5 protein-coding genes are annotated in these 3,429 nt (G+C 43.9%); 2 read left to right on the top strand and 3 right to left on the bottom strand.

From position 1 onward, the window contains the following. Positions 1–2: 2 nt before the first annotated feature. Both ACW12G_RS07120 and ACW12G_RS07115 read left to right on the top strand, forming a co-directional pair. Positions 3–524: a hypothetical protein gene (locus ACW12G_RS07120; protein WP_010002417.1), complete on the top strand. Its 522-nt coding sequence runs from the start codon at positions 3–5 to the stop codon at positions 522–524. An 11-nt stretch (positions 525–535) separates the two neighbouring features. Next, a complete protein-coding gene (locus tag ACW12G_RS07115) occupies positions 536–1,318 on the top strand; it encodes a peptidylprolyl isomerase (protein ID WP_455647620.1) in 783 nt (260 codons plus the stop codon). A gap of 30 nt (positions 1,319–1,348) precedes the next feature. Here the strand turns inward: ACW12G_RS07115 and ACW12G_RS07110 are convergent, their stop codons facing one another. From ACW12G_RS07110 to ACW12G_RS07100, 3 genes are all read right to left on the bottom strand, one after another. Next, positions 1,349–1,792, bottom strand: coding sequence for a universal stress protein (locus ACW12G_RS07110; RefSeq protein WP_048701257.1), 444 nt, complete (start codon positions 1,790–1,792; stop codon positions 1,349–1,351). A gap of 111 nt (positions 1,793–1,903) precedes the next feature. Then, the gene (gene rpiA, locus ACW12G_RS07105) at positions 1,904–2,599 is read right to left on the bottom strand and encodes a ribose-5-phosphate isomerase RpiA (protein WP_455647619.1); all 696 of its coding nucleotides are present in this window, start codon (positions 2,597–2,599) and stop codon (positions 1,904–1,906) included. Between the two features lie 49 nt (positions 2,600–2,648). Further along, entirely contained in the window at positions 2,649–3,383 is a 735-nt protein-coding gene (locus tag ACW12G_RS07100; RefSeq protein ID WP_146976513.1) for an amino acid ABC transporter ATP-binding protein, read from the bottom strand. Between the last annotated feature and the right edge of the window lie 46 nt (positions 3,384–3,429).

The following is a 3,429-nucleotide window of genomic DNA, read 5'->3' as shown; positions in this document are numbered from 1 at the left end:
GTATGCTACCAACAACACATAACTTAGTCCATCAATTAATCGAACAAACCGTGCATGTTGGCGACACAACCATTGATGGTACCACTGCCAACGGCATTAACACGCGCTTTTTGGCAACGCGCGTCGGTCCAACTGGTCGTGTCTTAAGTTACACCGCCACCAAAGATAATGCGAATGCAGCTGCCGCTTCACTTTTTATGAGTGGTTTGTCTGAACGTGTCACCTTACTCGGAAAAACAATTGATCGGCAATTCGTCACCGAATTAGGGCCTCAATCACAGGCACGCATTGCCATCTTTGATTATTCTCAAGCCGCACAAAATGCAGCGGATCGGCCGGTTGACTATCTGGACCAAATTGATCGCGTTTTACCCCGTTTAACCCATGGTGGCCTCCTGATTGTCCTGTTTAGTGAGACCCCTGCTGATTGGCAAACTTATCAAAAAAGTCTCCTGAAAGCCGACTATCAGCAAGCGGCCTATCTCACGGAAGCCGCCCAAGCTTATCTCATTGAACGCATTTAAGGAGTTCAGACATGCACAAGAAAAAACAATATGTCGGGGTTGCTGCCATGGCAGTCCTCTTAGTCGCCATTCTAATCGGTATCTTAGTCTTAACGACCAAAGACCAACAGACCGAAACAACTGCGCAAACCGCCACCTCACAAACCAAAAAAGATCCTAATTTAGACAAAGTCCCTTTGCCACAACTTAATGATACGGTCGCAGATAATGAAAGCGAAGTGCGTATCAGTACGACGATGGGCGATATCACCATTAAGTTGTTCAACCAATATGCCCCACTCGCGGTTGAGAACTTCCTCACCCATGCCAAAGATGGTTACTATAACAACACCATTTTCCATCGTGTCATTAATGATTTCATGATTCAAGGTGGTGATCCGAAGGGTAACGGTTCTGGTGGCACATCAATTTGGCATGATAAGGACACAGCGATCGACAGTGGTAATGGTTTTAAAAATGAGACCAGTTCATCCCTGTATAATATTCGTGGTGCGTTATCAATGGCCAATGCTGGTCCAGATACAAACGGGTCACAATTCTTTATTAATCAAAATAAAAGCGATCAAACCAAAAAAATTGATCAAAACAACTATCCAGCCAAAATTGTAGACGCTTACAAACATGGTGGTAATCCATCGCTTGATGGTAGTTATACCGTGTTTGGTCAAGTGATTGCCGGTATGGACGTTGTTGATAAAATTGCAGCACAAAAAGTTAAAGCAAGTGGTGAAGGGTCAACACCGGTTGATCCAGTTAAAATCACTGGTATTACAATTCTCAAAGAAGCCAAATAAAAAAGCACCTGCGGGTGCTTTTTTTATGTCTTATTGCGGTAATTCGCCGGTTCTTAGGACTAAGACATCAACTGCGGCTGATTTTGTCACATAGGATGGTACTGTCCCTGCCATTGCACGTTGTAGGCGGCTTAAGCCTGTTTCACCAACAACGATAAGATCATTATGATGATCTTTTGGAAAGTCATTGGCAATTACTTTTTTAGGGGTCCCAAAACGCACGTGAATATCCACATCATCATGACCAATACTGCGGGCGTAGGCATAGGCCGTCTGAATAGCGGCTTCAGCATCTTGTTCCATTTGATACACAATGTCTGCATTCATCACCATCGTGCCAAAGTAGCCACCACTTGTATCGACGACATTCAAAATATCTAAATGGGCGTTTGGCGCCATCTCATGCGCCCGTTTGATTAACAAATTGGCAACATTTGAGCCATCAATTGCAACTAAAATATTTTTATAGGCCATCTCACTTATGCTGTTGCATTAGGTTACGCAACATACTCCTTAACTTATGATCTTATAAGCCCATTATACCGCTTTTCTCACTGTAATGTAAGCGCTTTACTTATGTTGCATTTATTGCTGTAAATTTTGCCGTAACAAGAATGCTGGTCCATGTTCCTGACCAATAATGATTTCATCAGCGATATTCAAAAGGAGGCCATGTTCAACAACGCCCACGCGACCGTCTAAATATTTCCCAAGTTCTTCTGGTTGGTCAATAACCTCTAAATGTAAATCCACAATGTAGTGTCCCATATCCGTGACCACTGGTTCGCCGTCTTTAAGCCGCAACACTGGATGTAGTTGCTGTTGCGCAAATTCCGCAACCAATTTACCATGCCCAAATGGCACAATTTCAACCGGTAAGGGAAAACTGCCTAATTGCTGATGCACCTTTTGTTGGTCGACAATCCAAACAATGCGCTTTGAGTTCTTAGCGACAATTTTTTCCATCAAAAAGGCCGCACCACCACCCTTAATCCCATTCATTTGGACATCAACTTCATCGGCCCCATCCACCGTTAAATCAATTGTAGGCGCATCATCAATGTCCACAATTGTAATACCTAGCGCTTGGGCTTGCGCAGCTGTTTTAAAAGATGTTGTCACACCGATAATGTGCAGCTGTTCCTCACGGATGCGTGCAGCTAACGCCTCTAAGAAGTAGGCCACCGTCGAACCCGTCCCCAAACCAACTGTCATCCCATCAGTAATCAGTTGCGCGGCTGTTTCGCCAGCCTGTCGTTTTTCGTCATTAATCGTTATCATACCCTCATGATAACAAAAAACACGGTGAAATATAACCGTGTCATGCAAATTATAAAACTTTCTGTAGGAAATCTTGGGCACGTGCTGTCGTTGGTGCTGCAAAGAATTGTTCCGGCGTAGCCACTTCCTGTAGCCCACCATCGGCCATAAACCAAATGGTATCGGCCACTTCGCGGGCAAAGCCCATTTCGTGCGTGACAACCAACATGGTCATCCCATTTTCAGCAAGTTGATTCATAACCTGAAGCACTTCACCGACCATTTCTGGATCTAACGCACTCGTTGGTTCATCAAATAACATCACGTCAGGCGACATCGCCAACGCCCGCGCAATCGCCACACGTTGTTTTTGCCCACCAGATAAACTAGCCGGATAGGCATCCTGCTTATCGGCTAAGCCGACTTGTGCCAACAATTTCTGACCAAACTCAGTGGCAGCCTGATCAGATAACTTTTTCACTTGAACCGGTGCCAGCTTAATATTTTCTAAGACTGTTAAATTAGGAAATAGATTGAAGTTTTGAAAAACCATCCCCATTTTTTCACGTAGTTGATCCAATGCTTTCTCGCTCAAATTGGTCAATTCGTTACCTTCAAAAATGACTTGGCCGCTCGTTGGCGCATCCAGTAAGTTAATCGCCCGTAAAAAGGTTGATTTACCAGCACCCGATGGGCCAAGAATGGCAATTACCTCGCCCTGTTTGACCTGTGCATTCACATGATCAAAAATTACCTTATCACCATATTGTTTTTTTAAATCAACGATTTTTAATAATTCAGTCATTGCCTTGCTCCTTTGATCTCTAGCTTTAATTATACACACTCACAAT

It is taken from the genome of Leuconostoc sp., assembly GCF_965300815.1.
The sequence above is the reverse complement of the archived record's forward strand: the minus strand, read 5'-3'. Positions and strand labels throughout refer to the sequence as shown.

Bases quoted from the DNA above. Each gene is read 5' to 3' on its own strand.
- ACW12G_RS07100 (WP_146976513.1), bottom strand. From the start codon at position 3,383: ATGACTGAATTATTAAAAATCGTTGATTTAAAAAAACAATATGGTGAT.
- ACW12G_RS07120 (WP_010002417.1), top strand. From the start codon at position 3: ATGCTACCAACAACACATAACTTAGTCCATCAATTAATCGAACAAACC.
- ACW12G_RS07115 (WP_455647620.1), top strand. From the start codon at position 536: ATGCACAAGAAAAAACAATATGTCGGGGTTGCTGCCATGGCAGTCCTC.
- ACW12G_RS07110 (WP_048701257.1), bottom strand. From the start codon at position 1,792: ATGGCCTATAAAAATATTTTAGTTGCAATTGATGGCTCAAATGTTGCC.
- rpiA (WP_455647619.1), bottom strand. From the start codon at position 2,599: ATGATAACGATTAATGACGAAAAACGACAGGCTGGCGAAACAGCCGCG.